This window comes from Polyangium sorediatum, assembly GCF_029946465.1.
GTDB classification, from domain to species: Bacteria; Myxococcota_A; Polyangia; order Polyangiales; family Polyangiaceae; genus Polyangium; species Polyangium fumosum.
The window spans coordinates 89,118-113,200 of sequence record NZ_JARZHI010000012.1 but is presented as its reverse complement, the minus strand read 5'-3'; the positions used below and the strand labels follow the sequence as shown (position 1 = coordinate 113,200).

The following is a 24,083-nucleotide window of genomic DNA, read 5'->3' as shown; positions in this document are numbered from 1 at the left end:
AATGCCCCCGAAGAAACCATCGTCTGCGGCCTCGCCTCCGCCTCCCGACGTGGGGCTCCTCGAGGAGATCGGCGGCGGCTTCCTCGGCGCGGCGGCCACCGTCGGCGGCATGGGCCTGCTCGGCTACCAGATCCTCCGGAGGCTCGTCACCTTCCGCATCGATCGCGCCGAGACCCTCCGGAACCTCTACCGGATGGGCGTGAAATCGATCCCCATCGTGATCGTCACGGCCCTCTTCACGGGCGCGATCATGGTCATCCAGGCCGCGCCGCTCGTCGTGCGCCTCGGCGCGCAGGGCTTGCTCGGCTGGGGCGCGGGCTTCGGCATCTTGCGCGAGATCGCGCCGCTCTTGACGGCGCTCATGATCAACGGCCGCGTCGGCGCGAACAACACGGCCGAGCTCGGCACGATGGTCGTCACCGAGCAGATCGACGCGCTGCGCGTGCTCGCGATCGATCCCATCGCGTTCCTGATCGCGCCGCGCTTCGTCGCGATCGTGACGACGCTCTTCCTGTCCACGATCTTCGCCGACACGCTCGCGCTGCTCGGCGCCGCGTACGGCGGCCTCGGCCTGCTCGGCGTCGAGCCGAAGACGTTTTACAACGGCCTCACGAGCGGCCTGCTCGGCCTGAGCGACGTCACGAGTGGCCTCGTGAAGAGCATCGTCTTCGGCATCGTGATGGCGCTGTCGAGCTGCCAGTACGGGCTCGGCGTGAAGGGCGGCGCGCCGGGCGTCGGGCGGGCCGTGAACGCGACCGTGGTCGCCTCGGCCGCGGGCATCTTCATCCTCGACTACTTCGTCTCCTTCACGCTGGACTGAGGACACGTGAGCGCGGCGAACACCCACGACGAGCCCGCGCCCGAGAGCGGCATCGACCAGGCCGCCGAGGCGCCGGACGCGTCGCTCGCCGCGGCGGTGGGCGCGCAGGCGATCGAGCTCGTGGGCATGGGCCTCGGGATCGCCTCGGTGTTCGTCCGGACGCTCTACTACTGCGTCCGCGGCCGGCCGGACTTCGGCGCCGTCGTGCGGCAGATGTTCGAGATCGGCAACCGCTCGGTCGTCTTCTTGACCGTGGTGATGGGCTTCATCGGGATGATCCTGGTCCTCCAGGGTGGGCTCCAGGTGAAGCGCATCCTGCCCGAGTTCAGCATGGTCGGCGCCTCGTACCTGGAGCTGCTCGTCCGGGATCTCGCGGCCACGATCAGCGCGCTCATGCTCGCCACGCGTGTCGGCGCGGGCATCGCGGCCGAGATCGGCTCGATGGTCGTCACCGAGCAGGTCGACGCGCTGCGCATGTGCGCGGCCGACCCGATCGACTACCTCATCAAGCCGCGCTTCCTCGCGAGCCTCGTCATGACCCTCTGCCTCGTCGTCTGGGCGGCGGGCGTCGCGATGCTGACGGGCATGCTGACCGCGTACATCATGTTCGATGTCAACCCGCGGACGTTCTTCAACCTGCACCTCGTCGACACGGGCGACCTCGTCGTGGGCCTGGCGAAGTGCCTGGCCTACGGCGCCGCGATCCCGGTCGTCGCGGGCCACTCGGGGCTCACCACGCACGGCGGCAGCGAGGGCGTCGGCTGGGCGACCACGCGCGCTGTCGTGAACGCCTCGCTCGCGGTGATCGTGCTCGATCTCATCCTCTCCGCGCTTGGCTACGTGCTCCTCGGTCCTTAGGTTTCGTTCTGACGAACCCCCATGCCCGAGCTGCCTGAGGTCGAGCACCAGGCGCGCGCGCTCCGCCGGCTCCTCGAAGGGGCGCGCATCGAGCGCGCCGAGGCCGACGCGACGCCCGTTCTGAAAGGAAAAACCACGCCGGCCACGTTCGCGGCGGCCCTCGCGGGGCGCTCGTTCTGCGGGATCGAGCGCGTGGGCAAGCTGCTCTTGCTCTCGTTCGACGCGGGCACGGGCCTCGCCTGCCACCTCGGCATGACGGGCAGGTGGCGGGCCCGCGCGGCTGGCGACGCGCCTCCTCAGCACGGCCGCGCGCGCCTCGTTTTGCAGGATGGCCGCGTGCTCGACTACGTCGACGTGCGGATGCTCGGCCGCCTTCAGATCGTGCCGCGCGACACGTTCGCGACGCTCGTCTCGTCCCTCGGCCCCGATCCGCTGCGTGACGGCCTCGACGCGCAGCGCCTCGGCGCGCGGATCGCCGGCACTTCACGGCCCATCAAGAACGTCCTGCTCGATCAGAGCGTCCTCGCGGGCCTCGGCAACATCCAGGTGACGGAGGCTCTTTTTCGCGCACGGGTACACCCTTCACGCGCGGCCGACGCGCTCACGCCTGCGGAGATCGAAGCGCTCGCCGACGGGATCCTCGCGACGATCATGCACACGCTTGCAGTGCACGAGCGCGACGACGAGATCATCTATCTTTCCGATCGAACCGACGCGCCGAATCCGTTCCTCGTCTACGGCCGCGTGGGCGAACCATGCCCGCGCTGCGGCGCTCCCATTCGCACCCTCACGATCGCCGGCCGCACGAGCCCTCACTGCTCACGCTGTCAAAAGAAGCCAGCAGCCACGAGGCCGGGTAGGCCCAAACGAAGCACCGCGAAGTGAGGGCCGTAGGGGGAGCCCCATCGAGGGCTCCCCCTACCACAAAATTACTCGATCGGGCCTTCGGCGCGGCCGTGGATGAACTGCTGGATGATCGCGTCGTTCGAAGCCTTGAAGTCGTCGGGCGTCCCGATCAGCCGGACGAACCCTTTGTAGAGCATCACGATCCGATCGGCGATCGAGAAGATGCTCACGAGGTCGTGGCTCACGACGATGCTCGTCACGCCGAGCGTGTCGCTGAGCTCGCGGATGAGTTTGTCCACGCGCCGCGCGCTCACCGGATCGAGGCTCGTCGTGGGTTCGTCGAAGAGCACGTACCGTGGGTCGAGCGTGAGCGCGCGCGCGATGGCCACACGCTTGCGCATGCCGTCGCCGAGCTCGGGCGGGAACCTGTCGGCGAACTCGCGCATGTGCACCTGATCGAGCCGCTTGCGCGCCTCGGCGAGCGCCTCCTTCGGCTTCAGGCCTTTGTGTTTGCGCAGCGGCAACGCGACGTTCTCGGCGCAGGTCATCGAATCGAAGAGCGTCGAGTGCTGGAAAACCATCGCGCACTTCATGCGCACTGGGTACATCTGCTCCTCATCGAAGCGGCTGATCTCCTCGCCTTCGAGCCAGATCTCTCCCGCGTCCGGATAGAGCAGTCCGACGATGTGCTTGATGAGCACGCTCTTGCCGACGCCCGATTGACCGATGATGAAAAAAACCTCCCCGTCTTGAACGTCGAAGCTGACGTCCTCGATGACCTTCTTCGTTCCGAAGGATTTGGCGAGGTGGCGGAAGGAAATCATGACGCAGTGGGCCGCGCGCTCGATGTTACGAGGGTCTGCCTTCGCCGACGAACATCGTGCATAGTGGACGCATGGCGAGCCCGCGATCCATCGAGGTCAAGGTCGGCATCCTGATCCTGACGGCCACCGCGCTCCTCGCGGGGTTCATCCTCGTCATGGGCGGCATCAACTTCCAGCCCACGTATGCCCTCTTCGTCGACTTCGACAACCCCGGCGGCTTGCAAACCGGTGCCCCTGTAAAGATCGCCGGAGTCAAGGTGGGAAAAATTACCGAAGTCCAGTTCCGGGGTGGAGAGATCCCGGGCGGCGCGGGCAAACGTGATCCGCTCGTGCGGGTGAAGCTCGAGGTCGAGAAGCGGTATCAGCCGAGCGTTCGTGACAACGCGGTCTTTTACGTGACCTCGTCGAGTGTGCTCGGCGAGCAGTTCCTCGCGCTCGATCCGGGCTCGGGGGATCGGCCCGTGCTCGCGGAGAACGCGATCGTGCGGGGCCTCGATCCGCCGCGCCTCGACATGCTGATCGCCAAGGCCTACGACCTGCTCGACACCACGGTGAACGCGCTCTCGGGCAACAAGGACGAGATCGGCACCGCGCTGAACGGCCTCTCGCGCACGCTGAAGGGCACCGGGGACTTCTTCGACAAGAACGGCGAGCGGCTCGATCGCATCGCGGCGAACGTCGAGCAGATCACGGTGGACACGCAGGACACCGTGCGCGAGGCCAAGCAGAAGTACGTCGAGAACCCGCAGATCGATCGCATCCTCGACAACGTCGATCGCACGACGGGCGCGCTCGCCAAGGACGCGCCGCCCTTGCTCGCGGACGCGAAGACCACGCTCGCGAACGTGAAGCGCGTGAGTGAGACCGTCGGCGGCGAGGGCGAGCAGGCGAAGATCCGCCAGGCGATCGGCGACCTCGCCGAGATCGCCCGGAACACGAAGGGCATCACCCAGGACGCGCAGGCGATCGCCTCAAGCGTGCGGCGCGGCAAGGGCACGGTGGGCGCGCTCGTGATGGACGAGCAGCTCTACGACGATCTCCAGGAGCTCGTGCGCGACCTCAAGCACAACCCCTGGAAGTTCTTCTGGCGCGAGTAGCGCCGCGTCCCCTCAGCGCACGCGAATCATTCGAACTCGAAGAGGGGCTCGCCTTCCTTCACGGCTTGCTCCTCCTTCACGAGGACCGTCGTGATCGTGCCCTCGTCCTCGGCCTCGACGGGCATCTCCATCTTCATGGATTCGAGGATCGCGACGACGGTCCCTTCCTCGATCTTGTCGCCGACCTTGACCTCGATCTTCCACACGTTGCCCGTGATGTGCGCCTTGATGACCTTTGCCATGGGGCGGCGACGCTAGCGGAGGTCCGTCGCGATGGGAAGCAAGTGACGAACCGGTGCTCGCGTGCGCCTGGGCCCGGCGCCGCGGCTGATCCCGGAAACGGCGCTGCCGTCAAGCGGGAAAACGCAGATTGGGGCGCTCTGGCACGGAGTTCACCTGTCTTCCGGGACGAAATCCCGAGGCAGGGCGGGCCCTCGGGAAAAGAATCGACTCCACCCAATTGACAGGCATCTTGGGGAGTTGATACCGACAGGCGCCGCGGTACTCTCACTTTGGCGGGTGTCCTCGGAAAGGCGCAGCCGTGCTGCAGAAGCACGGCGGTCCTCCCCCGGGGCGAACGGCGAGCGCGCTGCTTTCGAAGGAGCCACGACGCATGTCCGAACAGAAGGAAAGCTCGGTCCTGTTCTCCCTCAAGGAGCTCATGAACCTCGAGGAGGACCGTATCAAGCAGGAGGAGGATGCGAAGGCCGCCGCTGCGGCCGCCGCAGAACGAGCCCGGCTCGACGACGAGCGCCGGAAGCGCGAGGAAGAAGAAGCGCGCATCCGGGCCGAGGACGAGCGCAGGGCCTTGGAAGAGCGCAAGGCCCGCGAAGAGGCCGCGCGCCTCGAAGCGATCCGTCAGGCCGAGGTCGAGAAGGCCCGCGTCGAAGCCGAGCAGAGGGCGCGGCTCGAGGCGATGAACGCGCAGCAGCAGCACGAGCGCAAGCTCGCCGAGCTGCAGCACGATGAGTCGAAGAAGAAGCTGCGCAAGACGCTCTACGGCGTGGTCGCAGCGGTCGTCGTCATCGGCGGCGTCACGACCGGCCTCATCATCAACCAGAGCCAGAAGGCCGAGCAAGAGCGCCAGGCTCTCGCCGATCAGGCGCGGCAGGCCGAGGAAGATCGCAAGAAGGCCGAGCAGCAGGCGAAAGACCAGCAGGCGAAGGTCGACAGCCTTCTCAGCCAGTTGACGAGCGCGAAGGACGAGGCGACGCGCCTCGCCCTGCAGAAGCAGCTCGACGAAGAGAAGGCGAAGCAGGACGCGGCCAAGAAGGGCGGCGGCGGTGGTCCGCGGCCCGCGGGCGGCGGCGGCGCGGCCAAGCCCTGCAACTGCGCGCCCGGCGATCCGCTCTGCAGCTGCCTCTGATCCCGTCCAGGCGAGCGGCCCGCGCGAACGCAGATGCGGGCCGCCGTTTGCATCGCAAAGGTGCAAACGCATGAAGCGCACGGCTCCCGAGAAGGCCCTGGACACCTCGTCCGGCGCCGAGGCTCCCTCCCCCCATGACCCCGAACCATCTCCGATGAACGACGCGACGAGGCGGCTCGTCTTCCCGCTGGATTACGGCTCGCTCGATGAAGCCCGGGCCGGCGCGCGTGTCGTCGCTCCGTCGGTCGGCGTGCTCAAGGTGGGGCTCGAGCTCTTCGTGCGGGAGGGACCCGCGGCGATCGCGGCGTGCCACGATCTCGGCCGGGACGTTTTTCTCGACCTGAAGCTCCACGACATCCCCGAGACCGTGGGCCGCGCGGTGCAAAGCGCGGCGTCGCTCGGGGTCCGGTACCTGACGGTCCACGCGCACGGCGGCCGCGCGATGCTCGAACGTGCAGCCGAGGAGGCCGCGCGTGCGAGCGCGCCGCTCACGATCCTCGCGGTCACGGTGTTGACCTCGCTCGACGCGGAGGACCTCGCGGCGCTCGGTTTGTCCGCGTCCCCGGCGGAACAAGCGGAGCGGGTCGCGCAGCTCGCGTGGGACGCGGGGGTGCGAGGGTTCGTCGCGTCTGCGTCGGAGGCGACGAACCTCCGGCGCGCGCTCGGGCCGGAGGCGCTGCTCGTCACGCCGGGCATCCGGCCGGCGGGCAGCGCGGCCGGGGATCAGAAGCGGATCACGACGCCGGCGCAGGCGATCACGAGCGGGGCGGATTTGCTCGTCGTCGGGCGGCCGATCCGCGATGCGGCGAGCCCGCTCGACGCGGCGCGCGCCGTCGTGGCGGAGATCGAAGGCGCGCTCGCTGCGAGGAGAGCATGAGTCGACTCGTCTATGGCCTTCAGCCCGTCCGCGAAGCCGTGCGCGTGCACGGCGACGCCCTCGAACGTGTCGTCGTCGAGCAAGGCGGGAGCCCCAAGATCCAGGCGGTTGGACGCTTCGCCGAGGGCCGCGGCGTCCGTGTCGAGACCGCGCCCCGCGTCGAGCTCGACCGTCGCACCGGCGGCGGCAGGCACCAGGGGGTGCTCGCGGTCGCGCCGGATCTCCGGATCCGCGGCGTGGATCAGCTCGCGATCGAGCCGACGTCCATCGTCGTCGCGCTCGACGGGATCATGGATCCGCAGAACTTCGGGGCGATCGTGCGCAGCGCCGTCGCGCTCGGGGCGACGGGGATCGTCTGGCCCGAGCACAGCTCCGCGCCGCTCTCGCCGGCCATGTTCCGCGCGTCCGCGGGCGCCATCGAGCACGCCACGCTCTGCCGTGTTTCGTCCTTGCCGGAGGCGCTGCGATCCCTCGCGGATCGTGGCGTCACCGTGATCGCGCTCGACGCGCAGGGGCCGACGACGCTCGGCGCGGTCGATCTGCGCGGCCCGGTGGCGATCGTGATCGGTGCCGAGGACAAGGGCGCACGCAAGGCTGTGCTCCGCGCCTGCCAGCACGTCGCGCGCCTGCCGATGGCGGGGCCGATCGGATCCCTCAACGCCTCGGTCGCGGGCGCGCTCGCGCTCTACGAGGTGCTCCGCCAGCGGCAGGTGCCCACCTGAGAGCCCCACGCGCGGCCTGGGCGGCGATCGTCCTCGCCGCCGTGCCGCTCCGGTTCGCGCTTGCCTTCGGGACGGATCTCTCCCCGGACGAGGCGTACTACCTCGCCGCGGCGCGCGCGCCGGGCGCCCTGCCTCCGCTCGTCGACCACCCGCCTCTCCTCCCGCTCCTGCTCCGCTTCGTCGATCGGCTCACGGCCTTGCCCGTCGAGCTCCGCGTCCGGCTTGTCCCGCTCGTGTGTTCGCTCGCCCTCTCGATCGCCACGGTGGCCCTCGCGCGTCGCCGCGGCGCGGACGCCTCGGGGCAGAACCTCGCGGCCCTCCTATCGAGCTTCGCGCTCCTCCCGGTCGCGGGCGGCTTCGTCGCCACCCCGGACGGCCCCGCCCTCCTCGCCCTCGTGCTCGCCTTGTTGTGGGCTGAGCCCGCGCCCGAGGCCGCCGCCGCGTCCCTCCCACGAAGGCTCGCCGTCGCGCTCGGCCTCGGGCTCGTGGGGGCCGCGGGCGCCCTCGCCAAGGTGGTCGTCCTTCCCCTCTTCCCGCTCATCGTCGTCCTGGCCACGCGCCGCCGCCTCGGCGAGCGCCTCCTCGCCCTCGCTCCCCTCGCCCTCGCCGGCCCGCTGCTCGCCCCGAGCCTCGCCTTCCAGCTCCGGCACGCCTACGCCCAGCAGGCGCCCGTGTTCACGCTCCTCGGCGCCCTCGGGGCCCTCGCCGCGGCCGCGCTCGCCCAGGCGCTGCTCTGGACCCCTTGGACCCTCTTCCACGGCGCCCGCGCCCTCCGCACCTCTCCGCCCGCCGACCGGGCCGTCGTCCTGCTCCTCACGGCCCTCGTCGCCGCCTCGGCCCTCGCGCGGGCCGTGCCCCCCGAGCCGAACTGGTATGCGCCTTCGGCTTTGATCCTCGTGGTCGCGTGTGCTCGGACCGGTAAGGATTTGGCCCCGCGCGCGCGACTTGCCATGCTGCTCGCCGTCCTCGTGCCCACGGCGATCGCGGCCGCGCACACGATCCGGCCCTTTTTGCCGCTGCCGCTCCGAGCCGACCCCACCGCCCGCCTCCACGGCTGGCGGAGCGGGGACGGGCCTGTCGACGCGCCGGGCGTGGGCCCTTATGGCGCCGCCGCAGAGCGATGTGTGTATCAGTTCACGTGCTCGGAAATAAACGACTACTTTCGAACACTTAACAAGTAGCCTTCAAGGCTCTACTTCATCACCGAATTTGCCTGAACGAGCGGCCAGGGAAAGGGCTTCTTCGTTCGTTTCAAGCGAATGACCCTCGCGCGCCAGAAGATCGCCGAATTGTTGATCAATTTCGCGCACTTGGACATGACGCCCGGAGAAACTCCTCGCATTTCGCCGAGATAGTTCAGGCGATACACGAAGGGAGGCCGGCCGGTCGCCAAGCGCGCGATATCGATCCGGTTCTCCCGGGAACCGGCTCGAAGCGAGTTCGCCCACATCGGGTTTGGGAGGACGAACCCTCACGTCGCGCGTGCATGTGAGCCGATCGGCAGGACGAACGTTCAGGATGCGGGGCGGGTGCGTCCGAGGACGCGGGCGAACCGCGCGAGGGCCTCGTCGACGTCGTCCGCGGTGGTCTCTTCGCCGAGCGAGAGCCGCACCGCCGCGAGCGCGCGCGCCTCGCCCACCATCGCCGCGAGCACCGGCGAGGGCTCAGCCGTGCCCGCGCTGCAAGCCGACCCGCTGGAGACCGCCACGCGTTCGAGGTCGAGCGCCGCGCAGAGCTCCTCCCCACGCCAGCCCGGAAAGGAGAGGTTCGTCACATGAGGCGCACGCTCGGCCGCGCCGTTGGGCAGCGGCTCGGCCCCGGCCTCGTGGCCCAGCCGAACGAGCTCGGCCTGGAGCCGATCCCGGAGCGGCGCGAGCTCGGCGTACCGGGCGGGGGTGTGTCGCGCCCGCTCGGCCGCCACGGCGAACCCCGCGGCCGCGACCGGATCCTGCGTCCCCGGCCGGAGCCCGCGTTCCTGCGAACCGCCGTACAGGAGACGCGACAGCCGCACCGACGGCGCCGTGAGCAGCGCGCCGATGCCCTTGGGCCCCCGGATCTTGTGCGCGGCCACGCTGACGAGGTCCGCGCCTTCGAGGGTCGCGCGCGGCAGCTTGCCCACGGCCTGCACCGCGTCGACGTGGAGGAGCGCCCCCCGCGACCGGCAGAGCGCCGCGACGGCCGCGACGGGCTGGATCACGCCCGTCTCGTGGTTCACGGCCTGAAGCGCGACGAGCTGCACGGAGGCTCCCGACGCAGCCGCGCGATCCATGGCCTCAGCGACGGCCTCGGGCGCGATCCGCCCCGAGGGCTCGGGATCCACCCACACAACGAGGACCCCCCGCGCGGAAAGGTGTTCGGCGAACCGAACGACGCTCGGGTGCTCGATGCGGCCCACGACGAGCGCAGGCTGCGAAGGCGCGCCGCCCGCCGAGGCGAACGCATGGTGAAGCGCGAGGTTGTTCGCCTCGGTCCCGCCCGAGGTGAGCACGACGTCCCGCGGATCGAACCCCACGAGCGCGGCAACCGCCTCGCGCGCGTCCTCGACACGCGATCGCGCTCGCCGCCCCGGCCCATGCACGCTCGCCGGGTTGCCCCACGACGAGCTCGCCGCCTCGACCATCGCGGCGACGACGTCCGGATGCGGCGGCGTCGTCGCGTTCCAGTCGAGGTAGACGATCCTCACCGCTCCTTCTCCGCGTCCGGCGACGGCAGCTCACCCGGCGCGCGTTGCGCGACCGTCAGGAAAAACGCCGCGCCGCCGAGCCGCACGCCCTCGATGATCTCGTTGCAGGGCGAAGCGAGCTTGAGCTCACCGCCGAGCCCGCGCGCCGTGCGCCTCGCGATCGCGAGCCCCACGCCCACGCCCCCGTGCTCGCGCGTGACCGATCCGTCGACCTGGTAGAACGGATCGAAGATGCGCTGCTGCTGATCGGGCGGGATGCCCGGCCCGGTGTCGCCCACGCAGAGCTCGTAGTGCCCCGAGGCGAGGCGCGCCACACGCACGCCCACGGTGCCACCGGACGGCGTGAACTTCGCGGCGTTCTCGAGCAAGTGCACCATCGCGCGCTGGAGCCGGCCCGCGTCGCCCCAGCCGGGGAGCGGGCCGCGCGGAAGATTCTCGACGAGGTGGATCCGCGCCTCGGCGAGGTTGTCGGCGACCTGCGCGACGGCCCTGCGTGTCGTGTCGAGGAAGTCGTAGTCGACGTGGATGAAGCGCATGCGCCCCGTCTCGAGCCCCGTCACGTCGAGCAGGTTGTCCATGAGCGATCGCAGCCGCCGGACGCAGTCATCCATCGCCCGCAGCGCCTTGCCCTGCGCCCGCGTGAGCGGCCCGAGCTCCTCGTCGAGCAAGAGCTTCACGTAGCCGACGATCGGGGTCATCGGCGTCGCCAGCTCGTGCGAGATGTTCCGGTAGAACTCGGTGCGCGCGGCGTCCGCCTCACGCAGCCGCGCGTTGGCCCGGCTGAGCTCGGCGACCTTCTCTTCGAGGTGCTGCACGATGCGCTGGCTCTGCTGGCGCAGGCGCACCGCGCCGGCCGAGACGGGCATGTTCTCGCGCGTGCCTTGCTGGATGTAGCGCTCGATCACGGTCGCGAACGAGCGGGCGTCGATGGGCTTCTGCAGGAAGCCGTCGCAGCCGACGGCGAGGCTCGTCTCGCGGTCGCCCTCGGCCGTGATGGCCACGATGGGCACGCCCGCGAGCTGCTGCTCGCCGCGCAGGCGCAACGTCACCTCGAACCCGTCGAGCCCGGGGATGTTGAGGTCGACCAAGATGAGGTCGGGCGCCATGCCGCTCACTGCCAGCCGGACGCCCTCGAGCCCGTCGGCAGCGTCGATCACCTCGTGGCCTGCCTTCTGAAGAAGCTTGCGCACGAGCAGGCGGTTCGCGGGATCGTCCTCGATGTGAAGGATGCGGGGCATTCTTGGGGCCATCGTACCCCGACCTCGGCCACCTTTTGCTGCAAACGCGCAGGTTGACGGCCGGCCGGACGTCGGCAATACGTGCCGGCCATGCGCCTGCGTCTCCTCCCGAACATCGTGCTCCTCTTCGTGGCCACCGGTTGCTGCAACGCGGGCACCGATTCGAGCCAGAGCGCAGCGCCCTCCGAGAGCGCCGCGCCCCCCGTGCCCTCGGCCGCAGCGCCGAGCGCGCCCTTCGCCTCCGCCGCCGAGGCGCCCGCGCCCGCGCCCACGGCGGAGCGACAGATCGCCGGCGCCGCGCACATCCTCATCGCCTGGAAGGGCGCCGAGCGCGCGCCGAAGACGGTGACGCGCACCAAGGACGAGGCGAAAAAGCGCGCAGGGGAAGTCCTCGCCCAGGTGAAGGACGGCAAGCAGACCTTCGAGGAGCTCGTCGCGAAGTACACCGACGACACGGTCTCGAAGGCCGCGAACGGCGCCATCGGCAACTTCGAACGCAACGCGATGCCGCCGGCATTCGCGGACGCGACCTTCGCCATGGAGGTCGGCACGATCTCGGACGTCGTCGAGACGGCCCAGGGCTACCACATCATCAAGCGGACCAGGTGACCATGTCTGAAGGGGAGGCGACGCAGGACCCGAGCGCCGAGGACGTCGCGAAGGGCGCCGAAGCCGACGAGGCAAAGGCGCCGGAAGGCGAAGCCAAAGGCGCGGCCAAGAAGGCGAAGGGCAAGGCCAAGGCGGCGTCGAAGGACGCGGCCAAGGCGTGGAACCCCACCGGCGTGCTGCCGGCGCAGCAGGCGTACGCGCTCGCGGTGCTGAGCGGCTTGCTCTACTTCCTCGGCTTCCCGGGCATCGACATCTGGCCGCTCTCGCTCGTCGCGCTCGTGCCGCTCATCGTGGCGATGCGCGGCCAGCCGGTGCGCCGCGCCGCGGGCCTCGGATGGACGGCCGGCTTCACGATGACGATGACCGGCTTCTACTGGCTCCTGGAGATGCTCAAGGTCTTCAGCGGCTTCCCGGTGCCGCTGTGCATCCTCTTCATGGCGATCCTCTGCGCCTACCAGGGCGGCCGCATCGCACTCGCCGGCTGGCTCTACGGTCGCGCCGAGACCCGCGGATGGCCCGCGCCGCTCGTCTTCGCGCTCGCCTTCGCCGCGAGCGAGCTCGTCTTCCCGCTGCTCTTCCCCTGGTACTACGGCGCCTCGGTGCACAACGCGCCCGTGCTGATGCAGGTCGCGGATCTCGGCGGCCCGATCCTCGTCGGCCTCGTGCTCGTCTGCGCGAACCTCGGCCTCGCCGAGATCGTCCTCGCCTGGCGCAAGAAGGAGAAGGCCGATAGCCGCATCGTCGCGATCGGCATCGCCGTACCGCTGCTCGCGGCCGGCTACGGATTCCTCCGGGTCCGTACGATCGGCCAGACGATGGCCGAGGCGAAGAAGGTGCGGATCGGCATCGTGCAGGGGAACATGGGCCTCTTCGATCGGAAGAACGCCTACCAGATCTACGTGAACCGCACGAAGGAGCTCGCGAAGTCGAAGGAGGTCGACCTCGTGGTGTGGAGCGAGGGCGCCGTCCCCGCCCCGCGCGTCGTCACCGAGGCGAGCTACAAGGACGAGGTCCAGAAGAGCCTCACGAAGCAGCTCGGCGTCCCGACGATCGTAGGCTCGGTGCTGCGCACGCCGCCGAGCACGCCAGGCGGGCGCATGACGTACTTCAACACGGCGCTCATGGCCGGCGACGAGGGCAAGATCCTCGGCCGCTACGACAAGCAGTACCTGCTCGCGTTCGGCGAATACCTGCCCTTCGGCGACATGTTCCCGGTCCTCTACAAGTGGTCGCCGAACTCGGGCCAGTTCACGCCGGGCACGTCGCTCGACGCGTTGCCCTGGGGCGAGCACAAGATCGGCGCGCTCATCTGCTACGAGGACATCCTGCCCTCATTCGTGCAAAAGCTCGTGAAGCACGGCGATCCGGACCTGCTCGTGAACCTCACGAACGACGCGTGGTTCGGCGACTCGACAGAGCCGTGGATCCACCTCGCGCTGGCGAAGCTGCGCGCCGTGGAGCACCGGCGCTTCCTCGTGCGCGCGACGAACAGCGGCGTCAGCGCAATCGTCGACGCAACAGGCCGCGTGGTCGCGCACGGAGGCACCTTCCGCGAGGAGACGATCATCGGCGAAGGCCGCTTCATGCGGGCCTGGACGCTCTACGGCGCGATCGGCGACGTGCCGTGGTACCTCGCGACGGCAGCGATCGTGGCCATGGGCATCTGGAGCCGGCCGAAGCGCGCGCCGAAGGCAGCATAGCGCCGGGGTTTCACCCCGGACCCCGACCAGGGGTTGTCCACCCCTGGACCCGGACCAGCGAGGCGCTGGACCCGGGGTCGATGAACTGCGCGATGCGCAGTTCATCGAACAGGCCCGCTCAAGACCAGCCGCGGCGTTGCCAACCGAGACAGCCGCGCTGCGGGTTCTGCTGTCGACCTGGCTTCTTCGTCGGCCTGTTTGAAAAACTGCGCGGAGCGCAGTTTTTCAACCCTGGGTCCAGCCCCTGGCTGGTCCGGGGTCGAGGGGGCGGACAGCCCCCCGCGGGGTCCGGGGCAGCGCCCCGGCGCAACGTCCCCGAAGAGAGCCTATGCCTTCGGCTTGCGCTGCGGCTTCGCGGGTGCAGACGCTGGCTCCGGCGGTGGTGTGGGCGAGCTGCTCCTGTACGGCAGCGTCGTCCGCAGCACCTCGCGCGGGATGTGCGGCGTGGGGACGTGTGGACCGGACTGAATTTCCTTCTCGATCGCGTTCAGCGTCTCGGATCCGAGCCTGCGCGCGGGCTCGACGCTGATGTCTGGTGACGTGTCCCGGCCGCGCCGCGACTTGCGGCTCGACGTGACCTGCGTCGCCTCGCCGCTTCGCGCGACCTTCTCGGCTGCGCGGTTGATCATCGGCTCGATCGCGCGGAGGCCGATCCGCAGCGCGTTCGTCACCCGCCGCGCCTCCGTCCCGCCGCGGACGACCAGACAAAGCACGGCTCGGTTTGCCGCGACGCCGACGTGGCAGTCGAGCGAGAGCGTCCCGGCCCGCGACACGAGCTCTCCGTGCGCGAGCTTGACCAGCACGACCCGATCGGTCCCTGCGACGACGTCTGCGGCCGCGGAGAGCGTCTTTCGCGCCCCCTCGGGGATCTCCCGCGGCCCTCCCTTCGTGACGAGCTCGCCACGACGGGAGAGCACGAACGCATAGATCGCGTCCGCGTCGACCCGGACACGCTCCACGACGTCATCGAGTTGGGACATGGCCCCCGAGTCTACCAGGGGCCCGCGCCGCCGCGTCGGACAACCTCAGTACGACTTCGCGAACACCACCCGCTGCCGGCTCGGCTTGCCGGAGACGATGCAGCGCCCCTCTTCCTGCAGGTCCTTCGCGTCGGCCACGCCGTCGATGCCCGAGAGCGGGATGCAGCGGATCGTCACCTTGAACTTGTCCTTGAGATGCGCCTCGACCTCGGGCTCGCCCGACCAGTGCGCGAGCGCGAACCCGCCGTGGATCTCGGGTTTGTCCTCGTTCTTCGCCGTGAAGAACTTCTCGAAGTCCTTCATGTCGTCGATGCGCTTCGTGTTCGCGGCGCGGTGCTGCTTCGCCTTCGTGAGCAGGCCGCTCTGGATGTCGGCGAGGATCTCGGGGATCTTCGTCACGAGCTCGGCGCGCCCGAGCGTCGCCTTGTCCTTCGTCCCGCGATCCCGGCGCGCCACCATCACCACGTTGCCGTCGACGTCGCGCGGCCCGATCTCGATGCGGATCGGCGCGCCCTTCTTGATCCACTCCCACTGCTTGTCGCCGCCGCGGATGTCGCGCTTGTCGACCTCGACCTCGATCGGCCGCCCGCCGTAGCTCGTGCTCCGCAGCTCCGCTGCGACCGCGTCGACGTACTCCATCACCTTCGCCTTCGTGTCGTCGCCGCGCAGCACGGGCAGGATCACCACGTGTGCAGGCGCGAGCCGCGGCGGCAGGATGAGCCCGTCGTCATCCGCGTGCGTCATGAGCAGACCGCCGATGAGCCGCGTCGACACGCCCCACGACGTCGTCCACGCGTACTCCTCCGTCTCCTTCGCCGTCTGGAACTTGATCCCGCTCGCCTTGGCGAAGTTCTGCCCGAGGAAGTGCGACGTCCCGGCCTGCAGCGCCTTGCGGTCCTGCATCATCGCCTCGATCGCGAAGGTATCGACCGCGCCGGGGAACCGCTCGCTCGCCGTCTTCGGCCCCTTGATCACGGGCATCGCCATGAACTCTTCGGCGAACGTCGTGTACACGTCGAGCATCTGCATCGTCTCGGCGCGCGCCTCCTCCTCGGTCGCGTGCGCCGTGTGCCCCTCTTGCCAGAGGAACTCCGTCGTCCGCAAAAAGAGCCGCGTCCGCAGCTCCCAGCGCACCACGTTCGCCCACTGGTTGATGAGCAGCGGCAGATCCCGGTAGCTCTGCACCCAGCTCGCGAACGCCGCGCCGATGATCGTCTCCGACGTCGGCCGCACGATGAGCGGCTCCTCGAGCTTCGCCTCGGGATCCGGCACGAGCCCACCCTCGGGCCCGGCGACGAGGCGGTGGTGCGTCACGATCGCGCACTCCTTGGCGAACCCCTCGACGTGCTCGGCCTCTTTTTCGAGGAACGACTTCGGGATGAAGAGCGGGAAGTACGCGTTCTTGTGGCCCGTGGCCTTGAACATCCGGTCGAGCTCGCGCTGGATGTTCTCCCACAGCGCGTAGCCCCACGGCTTGATCACCATGCAGCCGCGTACCGGCGAGCTCTCGGCGAGATCGGCGGCACGCACGACCTGCTGGTACCACTCGGCGTAGTCCTCGGCGCGGGTCGGGGTGATGGCAGTCTTCGGGGCGTCATTCTTGGCCACAGCGCGTTCCTCCGCGGCCGCCTCTATCACTTTTCCGGCGAGAGGGCGAACAAGCGAACACGCGCCGCCCCCAAACCCCTCTCCGAAAAACGGGAACCGTGATAACCGTGGCGCGCCTTGGCCCACGACAAGCCCGAAGCGAGCGCGCCTGACGCGCACGGAAAAGACGGCCATCTCCAGCGCGGACCCCTCATCGCCATCGGCGGCGCGGAGGACAAAGTCGGCGCGCGGAATGTCCTGCGTGAAGTCGTCCGTCACGCCGGCGGCCCCAAACAAGCCCGGATCGCCGTCTTCCCCACGGCCTCCAGCATCCCCACCGAGCTCGCGGGGACGTACGAGGCGATCTTCCGCGAGCTCGGCGCCGACGTGCACGTCGTGCGGATCGAGTCGCGCAGTGACGGCGAGGATCCGCGGATCCTCGCCCTCGTCAAGGAGATGACCGCGGTCTTCTTCACGGGCGGCGATCAAGGGCGCATCGTGACGATGCTCGGCGGCACCGAGCTCGCTCGTACGATCCGCCGCGCGCACCGGAGTGGCTGCGTCGTCGCCGGCACGTCGGCGGGCGCGAGCGTCCTCTGCGACCACATGATCGCGCAGGGCAAGAAGGGCTACGCGCCGCGCCGCGAGCTCGTCATGCTCGCGCCGGGCCTCGGCCTCACGCGCAAGCTCGTCATCGACCAGCACTTCGCGCAGCGCCACCGCATCGGCCGGCTCTTCTCCGCCGTCGCGATGAACCCCTTCTTGATCGGCGTCGGCATCGACGAGGACACGGCGATCGTCCTGCGCTCCGACAAGAAGATGGACGTCATCGGCCGTGGCACGGTCACGATCATCGACGGCTCCAAGATCCAGCACACCGACATCCACGAGGTCCCGCGAAACTCGTCCGCGGCGCTGCTCGGGTTGTCTGTCCACGTCCTCACGCAGGGTTGCGGCTACGACATCGATGGTCGTCAGCCCTCGTGGCCATCCCGCAGCAAGGAGGCAACGTGAAACTGCTCGAAACACGCGTCTACCGCGGCCCCAATCTGTATGGATATCGCCCCGTCATTCGCCTGACCCTCGACCTCGAGGAGCTCGAGCAGTACCCGAGCAACAAGATCCCCGGCTTCGTGGATCGGCTGCTCGCCGACGTGCCCACGCTGCACGAGCACGGCTGCTCCTACGGCGAGCCCGGCGGCTTCATCCGCAGGCTGCAGGACGGCACGTGGTTCGGGCACATCACCGAGCACATCGCGCTCGAGCTCCAGTGCCTCGCGGGCACGCCCGTCACGTACGGCAAGACGCGCACCGCGCACCGCGAGGGCGTCTACCACGTCGTCTACAGCTTCGAGGAGGAGTCGGTCGGCAGGCGCGCCGGCGAGCTCGCGCTGCGTTACTTGCAAGGGCTGCTGCCCGCGCACTTCCCCGATCACCTGCCCTCCCTCGCCGACCTGAATGCCGAGATCGAGAACCTCGCGCGGCTCGCGGAGCGCATGGCGCTCGGCCCGTCGACGCGCAGCCTCGTCGACGAGGCGAAGCGCCGCGGCATCCCGACGATGCGCCTCAACAAGCACAGCCTCGTGCAGTTCGGCTGGGGCACGCACCAGAAGCGCATCCAGGCCACGGTCACGAGCGAGACGCGGCACATCGCCGTGGAGATCGCGCAGGACAAGGAGCTCACGAACTCGCTGCTCGAACGCGCGGGCCTGCCCGCGCCGCAGCAGGAGCGCGTCTACTCCGAAGACGAAGCCGTCGAGGCGGCCGAACGCATCGGCTACCCCGTCGTCGTCAAGCCCATGGATCTCTCGCACGGCCGCGGCGTCGCGTTGAACCTCACGACGCCCGAGGCCGTGCGCGACGCGTACACCAAGGCCTACGACCTTTCGAGCTACGTCCTCGTCGAGACCTTCCAGCCCGGCAAGGACCACCGCGTGCTCGTGGTGAACGGCGAGGTCGTCGCCGTCTCCGAGCGCGTGCCGGGCCACGTCGTCGGCGACGGCAAGAGCACGATCAAGGAGCTCGTCGACGTCGTGAACACCGACCCGCGCCGCGGCGTTGGCCACGAAAAAGTCCTCACGCGGATCGAGATCGACGATCAGGCGAACCGCCTCATGGGCCAGGCCGGCGTCACGCTGGAGACCGTGCTCCCCGCGGGCCAGGTCTTCGCGCTGCGCTCGACGGGCAACCTCTCCACGGGCGGCACCGCGATCGATCGCACCGACGTGATCCACCCGGACAACATCGACATCAGCGTGCGCGCCGCGAAGGTCGTCGGCCTCGACGTCGCGGGCATCGATCTCATCTGCCCGGACATCTCGAAGAGCGTGCGCGAGCACGGCGGCGTCATCGTCGAGATCAACGCCGCGCCCGGCTTCCGCATGCACGTCTCGCCGACCGTCGGCACGCCGCGCAACGTCGCTTCGCCCGTGCTCGAGATGCTCTTCCCGAACGGCGCACCGGCGCGCATCCCGCTCGCGGCGATCACCGGCACGAACGGCAAGACCACGACGAGCCGCATGGTCGCGCACATCCTCAAGATGAGCGGCAAGCGCACGGGCCTCACCACGACGGACGGCATCTACATCGACGGCGAGCGCATCCTGAAGGGCGACATGACGGGCCCGTGGAGCGCGCGCGTCGTGCTCACGGATCCGACCGTGGAGGCCGCGGTCCTGGAGACGGCGCGCGGCGGTGTTCTTCGCGAGGGGCTCGGCTGGGATCGCTGCGACGTCGGCGCGGTGCTCAACGTCTCGGCCGATCACCTCGGCCTCGCGGGCATCGACACGGTCGAGGACCTCGCGTTCGTGAAGCGGCTCGTCGTGGAGGTCGTGCGCGACGGCGGCACGAGCGTGCTCAACGCGGACGACGAGCTCGTGCGCGAGATGGCGGACAAGGCGGGCGGCCGCGTCATGTGGTTCTCGCGCTCGCCTTCGAACGAGACCGTCCGCAAGCACGTGCGCGCGGGCGGCCGCGCAGCGGTGCTCGAACAAGGCGTCAACGGCTACATGATCACGATCTACGACGGCGACAGGCACGTCCCTGTCACGTGGACACACCTCGTCCCCGCCACGTTCGAGGGCAAGGCGAAGTTCAACGTCGAGAACGCGCTCGCGGCGGCGGCGATCGCCTTCTCGATGGGCATCTCGCTCGAACACATCCGCCAGGGCCTGCGCACGTTCACGACCTCGTTCTTCCAGGCGCCCGGCCGCTGCAACGTCTTCGACGAGCACCCGTTCCGCGTGATCGTCGACTACGGCCACAACGCGGCGGCGATGTCGAAGATGGCCGAGCTCGTCCTCGGCCTGCGCCGCGAGCGCTCGATCGGCGTGCTCATGGCCGCGGGCGATCGGCGCGACGACGACATCCGCGCGATCGGCCGCGAGGCGGCGCGCGCGTTCGACGTGGTCATCGCGAAGGAGGACGCGTCGCGCAGGGGCCGCAAGCCCGGCGAGATCGCGTCGCTGCTCGCGGAGGGCGCGCGGGAGGCGGGCAAGGCCGAGGAGCAGATCCTGAAGAGGCTCGACGAGAAGGAGGCCGTGGACACGGCGCTCGCGATGGCGCGGCCCGGCGACCTCGTGGTCCTGTTCGCGGACGACGTCACGGCCTGCTGGAAGCAGGTCATCTACTGGGGCAAGGAGCGTACGTCGCACCTGCCTGCCCTGCCGGACGAGGCCTGAACGTGAAATACGCCATTCTGACGCACGGGGGCGCGGCCTCGCCGCACGTCCATTCGGACGGCTGCGTGAAGGCCGCGGAGTCGGCGCGCTCGGTGCTGGAGCGCGGCGGCGACGCGCTCGAAGCGGCGCTCGCGGCGACGGTGATGCTGGAGGACGACCCGCGCTTCAATGCGGGGACGGGCTCGAATCTGCGTTTCGATGGAAAAACCATCGAAATGGACGCGTCCGTGATGACGAGCGACGCGAGGTTTGGCGCGGTCGCCTGCATTCAGCGGGTGAAGAACCCGATCCTCGTGGCGGCGAAGGTGATGGAGACGCCGCATTTGCTGGTCGTGGGGGACGGCGCCACGCAATTCGCCCGCGCGCATCGATTCCCGGATTACGATCCGCTCACGGAGAAGGCGCAGGCCAAGCACGCGCGGGCGATGGCGGAGCTCCGGGGCCAAGGCGACGGCGATTACGCGGCGGACGCGGCGCCGTGGCTCACGATCGATTGGAAGTCGCTCTGGAACTTCGGCGGCGAGGCGCCCTTCCAGGACACGGTAGGCGCCGTCGTGCGGGACAGCCAGGGCCGGTTTGCGGCGACGGCATCGACGGGCGGGACGGTGTACATGCTGAAGGGCCGCGTGGGCGACTCGCCGCTCATGGGCTGCGGCGTCTACGCGGGCCCGGCAGGCGCGGTGGCCGCGACGGGCGTGGGCGAGGAGATCGTGCGGCGGTTCCTGTCGAAGACGGTCTACGACTGGCTCGAAGAAGGCATTCCTGCGGCGCGCGCGGCGCAGCGGGGCATTGCGAAGTTCCCCGAGATCGTGGACGTAGGCTTGCTCGTGGCGTCGCGCGACGGGCAGGCGATTGCTTCGAATCGAAACATGGCGAGCGCGCTGCTCGTGGGATGAGCCAGGCGCCCCCCTGAGCACTGGTCTCATCGTGAAGCCGCTGCGCTGGGGCTTTGCCCCAGGCCCCACCCGGGGCTATCCGCCCCGGGACCCGGACCAGCCAGGGGCTGGACCCTAGCTCGATGAACTGCGCGATGCGCAGTTCATCGAACAGGCCCGGTCAAGACCGGCAGCGACGTTGCCAACCGAGACAGCCGTGCGGCCTTCCAGCGGGCCGGTGGCAAGACCATCGGGGGGTTCGCTGGCGTCGGTTCGATGAGCTGCGCGATGCGCAGTTCCTCGATGAGGCCGTGTCTTCAAGCTTGGGGGCCGAGTCCCAAGGCGACGGGACGTGTGTGCGAGAGATGGGGACATGTGTCCGGAGAGACGACGTCGAGCCTCCGAAGGTACGAGGCCGTGCCTTGGAGGAACGAGGACGTGTCTCTGCGGCGTGCCGTCGAGTCTCCGGAGGTACGAGGTCGTGCCTTGGAGGAACGGGGACGTGTCTCTGGGGCGTGCCGTCGAGCCTTCGGAGGTACGAGGTCGTGCCTTGGAGGAACGGGGACGTGTCTCTGGGGCGTGCCGTCGAGCCTTCGGAGGTACGAGGTCGTGCCTTGGAGGAACGGGCGCGATGGAAGGGGCGACGGGCTCGTGGCGTCGAGAGATGGGCACGATGCAGGAGACCATGGGCTCATCGCCCGAAGACCTACGGCCCCATCACGTGGAGGAACGGAGCCGTGCTGTTTGGAGCGTGAGGCCATCGCGTCACGCCACGACCTCATGCGACGAGGCGTTGGGCGCCGACCTGTCCGCGCTGCGGCCTTTGGTAGGCAGGCTCATCATTGATCTTGACCGGCGGCGGCGTTCCCCCACCAAGACAGCCGCGCTACGGCTTCTGCTGGCACCCCGGCCTCTTCGTCGGCCTGTTTGAAAAACTGCGCACCGCGCAGTTTTTCAACCCTGGGTCCAGCGCCTCGCTGGTCCGGGGTCGAGGGGGCGGACAGCCCCCCGCGGGGTCCGGGGCAGCGCCCCGGCACGGCGCTTCTCAGATGAGACCAATGCCACGTATACCGTGCATCAGACCTAACGGCAGCCCTGCGGCCTCCCGCAACCTGCCCACCCCGCAGGCTCCGCGGGTCGATACCCTGCTTCCAGCAGCGACGCTCTCCCACCCCGGATATAGTTCTTGTACATGGGGTCCACGGACGACGACGCCAGCGAGCGGCGGAGCATCGGACCGCACCTCGTCTGGATCGAGCCGCCCGACGTGCTGCATACGCGCATCGATGGGGACATCACGCGCGAGCACGTGAAGGAGCTCCTCGACGCGCTCGGCACCTTCCCACGGGCGGAGCGCATCTACATCCTTCGTGACGCGCGGGGAGGCGGGATGCCCACGCGTGAGGCCCGCGAGGCCCTCATCAAGGGCCTGCCCCTCGACCGGCTCGCTGCCGTCGTCAGCTACGGCGCCTCGTTCCAGGCCCGCACGCTCCTCACGATGCTCGACCACGCCATGCGTGTCCTTCGGCCCGGTAAAACGCGTTTCGTGTTCTTCGAAACCGAGGCTGAGGCGCGCGCGTTCCTCGAAGCCGACCGCACGCGCCGGGCGTGACCTCGGGCCGCTGCTGGACAGCGTTGCAGATCCACGCAAACTTCGCGATGATGCGCGGGCCATGCCCGTATCCAACGATTATCTCGACTATGTTCTCGAACAGCTCCGCCCTTTTGGAACGGTGACCCCCAAGCGGATGTTCGGCGGGGCCGGCCTCTACCGCGACGGACTGTGCTTCGCGCTCATCGATAACGACGCCCTTTACTTCAAGGTCGACGAGCGGAACCGGTCCGACTACGCCGATCGGGGGCGCGGGCCCTTCCGTCCCTACCCGGACAAACCGGACTACGAGATGGGGTATTACGATGTGCCCGGGGACGTGCTCGACGCGCCCGAGGAACTCGTGCGCTGGGCCGCGAAGGCGCTCGCCGTCGCGGCGGCGAAGAAGACGAAGGCGCCTGCGAAGAAGGCTCCGGCGAAGAAGGCCAAGGTGCCCGCGAAGAAGGCCAAGGCGCGGGCCTGAATCTTAGACCGAGAGCGACGCAGCCACCGCCCCCATTTCCTCCCCTCGCCCCGATAGCAACAGACCCGCCGCGGGCCCCACCACCTCCTCCATCGCCCGCGCCGTCGCCTCCGAGAGCGCCGCCCCCACGAGCCGCCCGTGCCGCGCGAGCCGCGGATCCCCCGCGCTGTCTGCGTCCAGCACGGCGCCGTGCCCGAGCCCCGCGAAGACCTCTTCCACCGCCGCCCGCACCCGCTCGCCGCCCGCGCGAATGGCCCACGCCACCGTGCGCCAGGCGAGCTCCGCGTGCCGCGCCTCGTCTGCCGCGATGCCGGCGAGCACCTCGGCGACGGCGGGGTCCTCGGCCTTCATGCATTGCTCCGCCGCGATCACGGCGGCGATGGTCTCGCCGATGCAACCCTCTTTTGCGGTGCGCGCCGCGATCGACGCGAGATCCGCCACGACCTCCGCCGCGCCTCCAAAGGGGAACGCCCCCGGCGCCACGGGCTCGCCTGCATACGCGCTCGCCAAGGCAAAGCAGAGACGCGCGTGCCGCACCTCGTCGAGCGCCGCGCGGTGCGCCTCTTCCAGAAGCTCCGCCGGCGCGCCCACGGCGAGCAACTCCAGCGCGAAGCGCCCGAATGAGGCCACGGACGCGTGCTCGAAAAGCGCGTCGCGTGTCCATTCCGCTGCGAGCGCCGCGCGGAGATCGGGCTCGATTCCTGAAACGTCCGGTCCGGCCGATGCTTCCGCGCCCCACCCGCCGTCCCCGCGGCCCCGGAGCGCGAGCGCCGTGCGGGCCACGTCGTCGACGAGGTACGGCCGCCCTTCACAATAGGGAATGAATTCGGTGGCGTAGCAGCATTGGCCGTTCGTCAGCGTCCCGTCGCTTTTCACCGTGTGGTTCGCGAAGAACGCTGCATCGAGCCGCGTCTTCGCGTCGTCCCGCGACGGGCACACGAGCGGATCGACGCTCCCGCCGCCAGCGCCGCCGCCGCCGCCTGCGCCTGCGTCCTCCGGCGGCCAGTCGAGGCATCGCTCGGCGACCAAGGGCTCGGAGTTGTCCGGGCAACTCGTGCTGAAGAAACATCCAGAGACGGCGGCGCCCGCGGCCGGGAGCGCGAGCAGGGCCAAAAGACGATGGGCGAGCGAGCGGCGGAAGACATGCGCAGGATTCATCGAGGCCTCCGTAGGGGGGTTCCCATGCGTGCCGGGGCCGAATGCACGGCACGTGCCCTCCGCATGCGCGCCCGAATTCGAGGCGCCG

Annotated in this window: 22 protein-coding genes; 15 read left to right on the top strand and 7 right to left on the bottom strand. The window is 69.5% G+C overall.

From position 1 onward, the window contains the following. Window position 1: 1 nt before the first annotated feature. Genes QHF89_RS16545 through mutM form a run of 3 tightly spaced genes read left to right on the top strand, consistent with a single transcriptional unit; the run spans window position 2 to window position 2,563 of the window. A complete protein-coding gene (locus tag QHF89_RS16545) occupies window positions 2-820 on the top strand; it encodes an MlaE family ABC transporter permease (RefSeq protein WP_136971978.1) in 819 nt (272 codons plus the stop codon). A 6-nt stretch (window positions 821-826) separates the two neighbouring features. Further along, entirely contained in the window at window positions 827-1,678 is an 852-nt protein-coding gene (locus tag QHF89_RS16540; RefSeq protein WP_284720572.1) for an MlaE family ABC transporter permease, read from the top strand. A 21-nt stretch (window positions 1,679-1,699) separates the two neighbouring features. Next, window positions 1,700-2,563, top strand: a complete 864-nt coding sequence (gene mutM, locus QHF89_RS16535) for a DNA-formamidopyrimidine glycosylase (RefSeq protein ID WP_136971977.1) — start codon at window positions 1,700-1,702, stop codon at window positions 2,561-2,563. Between the two features lie 44 nt (window positions 2,564-2,607). On the opposite strand, the gene QHF89_RS16530 is transcribed toward mutM, so the two are convergent. Continuing rightward, window positions 2,608-3,348: an ABC transporter ATP-binding protein gene (locus QHF89_RS16530; RefSeq protein WP_136934163.1), complete on the bottom strand. Its 741-nt coding sequence runs from the start codon at window positions 3,346-3,348 to the stop codon at window positions 2,608-2,610. Between the two features lie 71 nt (window positions 3,349-3,419). On the opposite strand from QHF89_RS16530, the gene QHF89_RS16525 reads away from it, so the two are divergent. Continuing rightward, the gene (locus QHF89_RS16525; protein WP_136971976.1) at window positions 3,420-4,445 is read left to right on the top strand and encodes an MlaD family protein; all 1,026 of its coding nucleotides are present in this window, start codon (window positions 3,420-3,422) and stop codon (window positions 4,443-4,445) included. Window positions 4,446-4,471: 26 nt separating this feature from the next. On the opposite strand, the gene QHF89_RS16520 is transcribed toward QHF89_RS16525, so the two are convergent. Then, a complete protein-coding gene (locus tag QHF89_RS16520; protein ID WP_136971975.1) occupies window positions 4,472-4,687 on the bottom strand; it encodes an acyl-CoA carboxylase biotin carboxyl carrier protein subunit in 216 nt (71 codons plus the stop codon). A 371-nt stretch (window positions 4,688-5,058) separates the two neighbouring features. Between QHF89_RS16520 and QHF89_RS16515 the strand changes: the two genes are divergently transcribed. The 4 genes from QHF89_RS16515 (at window position 5,059) to QHF89_RS16500 (ending at window position 8,591) form a co-directional block, all read left to right on the top strand. After that, window positions 5,059-5,811: a coiled-coil domain-containing protein gene (locus tag QHF89_RS16515; RefSeq protein ID WP_136934160.1), complete on the top strand. Its 753-nt coding sequence runs from the start codon at window positions 5,059-5,061 to the stop codon at window positions 5,809-5,811. Between the two features lie 154 nt (window positions 5,812-5,965). Continuing rightward, window positions 5,966-6,688, top strand: a complete 723-nt coding sequence (gene pyrF / locus QHF89_RS16510) for an orotidine-5'-phosphate decarboxylase (protein ID WP_425440844.1) — start codon at window positions 5,966-5,968, stop codon at window positions 6,686-6,688. Next, window positions 6,685-7,410, top strand: coding sequence for a 23S rRNA (guanosine(2251)-2'-O)-methyltransferase RlmB (gene rlmB, locus QHF89_RS16505; RefSeq protein ID WP_136934159.1), 726 nt, complete (start codon window positions 6,685-6,687; stop codon window positions 7,408-7,410). The genes pyrF and rlmB overlap by 4 nt, the downstream gene beginning before the upstream one ends. A 41-nt stretch (window positions 7,411-7,451) precedes the next feature. Continuing rightward, window positions 7,452-8,591, top strand: a complete 1,140-nt coding sequence (locus QHF89_RS16500) for a hypothetical protein (RefSeq protein WP_136971973.1) — start codon at window positions 7,452-7,454, stop codon at window positions 8,589-8,591. 332 nt (window positions 8,592-8,923) lie between these two features. Here the strand turns inward: QHF89_RS16500 and QHF89_RS16495 are convergent, their stop codons facing one another. Both QHF89_RS16495 and QHF89_RS16490 read right to left on the bottom strand, forming a co-directional pair. Then, the gene (locus tag QHF89_RS16495; protein WP_136971972.1) at window positions 8,924-10,093 is read right to left on the bottom strand and encodes a cysteine desulfurase family protein; all 1,170 of its coding nucleotides are present in this window, start codon (window positions 10,091-10,093) and stop codon (window positions 8,924-8,926) included. Next, window positions 10,090-11,331 (bottom strand): hybrid sensor histidine kinase/response regulator, encoded by a 1,242-nt coding sequence (locus tag QHF89_RS16490; protein ID WP_136971971.1) that lies wholly within the window; start codon window positions 11,329-11,331, stop codon window positions 10,090-10,092. Before QHF89_RS16490 ends, QHF89_RS16495 begins: the two co-directional genes overlap by 4 nt. A gap of 90 nt (window positions 11,332-11,421) precedes the next feature. Here QHF89_RS16490 and QHF89_RS16485 point away from each other — a divergent pair, with 90 nt between their 5' ends. Both QHF89_RS16485 and lnt read left to right on the top strand, forming a co-directional pair. Continuing rightward, window positions 11,422-11,940, top strand: coding sequence for a peptidylprolyl isomerase (locus QHF89_RS16485; RefSeq protein ID WP_136971970.1), 519 nt, complete (start codon window positions 11,422-11,424; stop codon window positions 11,938-11,940). 2 nt (window positions 11,941-11,942) lie between these two features. Beyond that, complete coding sequence (gene lnt, locus QHF89_RS16480; RefSeq protein WP_136971969.1) at window positions 11,943-13,640, top strand: apolipoprotein N-acyltransferase; 1,698 nt, start codon at window positions 11,943-11,945, stop codon at window positions 13,638-13,640. A 326-nt stretch (window positions 13,641-13,966) separates the two neighbouring features. On the opposite strand, the gene QHF89_RS16475 is transcribed toward lnt, so the two are convergent. Then, the gene (locus QHF89_RS16475) at window positions 13,967-14,620 is read right to left on the bottom strand and encodes a hypothetical protein (RefSeq protein WP_136969609.1); all 654 of its coding nucleotides are present in this window, start codon (window positions 14,618-14,620) and stop codon (window positions 13,967-13,969) included. Window positions 14,621-14,665: 45 nt separating this feature from the next. Further along, the gene (proS, locus tag QHF89_RS16470; protein ID WP_136969608.1) at window positions 14,666-16,228 is read right to left on the bottom strand and encodes a proline--tRNA ligase; all 1,563 of its coding nucleotides are present in this window, start codon (window positions 16,226-16,228) and stop codon (window positions 14,666-14,668) included. A gap of 117 nt (window positions 16,229-16,345) precedes the next feature. Here proS and QHF89_RS16465 point away from each other — a divergent pair, with 117 nt between their 5' ends. From QHF89_RS16465 to QHF89_RS16445, 5 genes are all read left to right on the top strand, one after another. After that, window positions 16,346-17,221, top strand: coding sequence for a cyanophycinase (locus tag QHF89_RS16465; protein WP_136929929.1), 876 nt, complete (start codon window positions 16,346-16,348; stop codon window positions 17,219-17,221). Next, window positions 17,218-19,887, top strand: coding sequence for a cyanophycin synthetase (gene cphA, locus QHF89_RS16460; protein WP_136969607.1), 2,670 nt, complete (start codon window positions 17,218-17,220; stop codon window positions 19,885-19,887). The genes QHF89_RS16465 and cphA overlap by 4 nt, the downstream gene beginning before the upstream one ends. A gap of 2 nt (window positions 19,888-19,889) precedes the next feature. Next, window positions 19,890-20,783 (top strand): isoaspartyl peptidase/L-asparaginase, encoded by an 894-nt coding sequence (locus tag QHF89_RS16455; RefSeq protein WP_136969606.1) that lies wholly within the window; start codon window positions 19,890-19,892, stop codon window positions 20,781-20,783. Window positions 20,784-21,954: 1,171 nt separating this feature from the next. Continuing rightward, entirely contained in the window at window positions 21,955-22,374 is a 420-nt protein-coding gene (locus tag QHF89_RS16450; protein WP_136969605.1) for an STAS/SEC14 domain-containing protein, read from the top strand. 61 nt (window positions 22,375-22,435) lie between these two features. Beyond that, window positions 22,436-22,837: a TfoX/Sxy family protein gene (locus QHF89_RS16445; protein ID WP_136969604.1), complete on the top strand. Its 402-nt coding sequence runs from the start codon at window positions 22,436-22,438 to the stop codon at window positions 22,835-22,837. A gap of 3 nt (window positions 22,838-22,840) precedes the next feature. Here QHF89_RS16445 and QHF89_RS16440 read toward each other — a convergent pair whose 3' ends face one another. Further along, entirely contained in the window at window positions 22,841-23,995 is a 1,155-nt protein-coding gene (locus tag QHF89_RS16440; protein WP_136969603.1) for a ferritin-like domain-containing protein, read from the bottom strand. Window positions 23,996-24,083: the final 88 nt, after the last annotated feature.